At 66.1% G+C, this 1,434-nt stretch carries 1 protein-coding gene; it reads right to left on the bottom strand.

The features are described from left to right. Nucleotides 1-28: 28 nt before the first annotated feature. The gene (locus ACWC0C_RS48345; RefSeq protein ID WP_450871550.1) at nucleotides 29-1,231 is read right to left on the bottom strand and encodes an IS110 family transposase; all 1,203 of its coding nucleotides are present in this window, start codon (nucleotides 1,229-1,231) and stop codon (nucleotides 29-31) included. Between the last annotated feature and the right edge of the window lie 203 nt (nucleotides 1,232-1,434).

Here is a 1,434-nt window from a genome sequence, read left to right as displayed (position 1 = left end):
CTGATGGCAAGGAGTTTCAATGACCGAGTCAAGCCGTTTGCGGGACCGGAGGAGCTGGTGTGAACAGCCGGTTGTCCCGAAGCAGCGCCCATAGGACATCGATCCTCCGTCGGGCCACCGCGATGACGGCCTGGACATGTTTCAGGCCCTCGCTGCGCTTCTTGAGGTAGAAGTCGCGGTTGGGGCCCTCACGCATGATGCTCACCTGCGCGGAGAGGTAGAAGACCCTGCGCAGGCGGCGGTTGTAGCGTTTGGGGCGATGCAGGTTCCCGGTGCGTCGTCCGGAGTCGCGAGGAACGGGTACCAGCCCTGCCGCCGAGGCCAGATGGCCGGCGTCTGCGTAGGCCGACATGTCGCCCGCAGCCACGACGAACTCGGCACCCAGGAGGGGTCCCATGCCCGGCAAGGACTCGATGATGTCGGCCTGGGGGTGACTGCGGAAAGTCTCCCGAATCTGCTGGTCGATCTGCCTGAGACGATCTTCCATAGCGAGGATCTGCGTGGCCAGGTCGGCGATGATCTGGGCCGCGACGGTCTCATTGGGCAGTGCCGTCTGCTGAGCCTGAGCGGCCTCGAGAGCGGTAGCTGCGACCGCGTCCGCGCCACGCACGTTGCGGTTGGCCAGCCAAGCCGTGAGCCGGGATCGGCCGCGACGGCGAATCGCAGCGGGAGTCTGATAGCCGGTCAGCAGCACCAGGGCGCCCTTGTGGGCCGAGTAGTCGAAGGCCCGCTCCAGGGCTGGGAACATGCCGGTGAGCACGTCCTTGAGGCGGTTGAGCATCCGCACCCGATCGGCCATCAGATCAGCACGGTGGGAGGTCAGCAGAGCAAGGCCGGCGGCCAGCTCGGCGGGCACGTCGATAGAGGCGAAGTCCCGGCGGTGGCGGGCTGCTTCGGCAATGACGTACGCATCGCGAGCGTCGGTCTTGGCTTCACCGCGGTAGGCGCCGGACATGCGGTTGACCGTGCGGCCGGGAACGTAGACGGCCTGCTGACCGTGGGCAGCAAGCAGAGCCAGCAGCAGCGCGGAGGATGTGCCGGTGATGTCCACCGCCCAGCGGACCTCGATGGCCAGGTCGAGGATCTCACCGAGCGCGGCGAGGATCGCCGACTCGTCGTTGTCGATCTTCTTCGACCATAAGGTCGAACCGGTCTCGTCTACTGCAGCTGCCCAGTGGTGAGCCTTGCCTACGTCGACGCCCGCCCAGATGCAGGCCCGTTGGTCGGTCACGTGCTTCTCCTCGAACCGTTTCGCCTTGCCAGCGGCCCGAGGAACACCCCGTCGTCATCTCCGTAAACAGCGACCGATCCGCAGATTTCAATCAGCGACCAGGGCGCCCCGAAGAGCCGGACGGCCACTCCTTGCGAGCCACTGCAGGCAGAGAACGTTCAGCCACACCCGGCCCTCCCGGGCCACCAAACAACTTACGGAGA

This window comes from Streptomyces sp. NPDC001709 (assembly GCF_053596375.1).
This window is presented reverse-complemented; position numbering and strand designations above follow the sequence as displayed.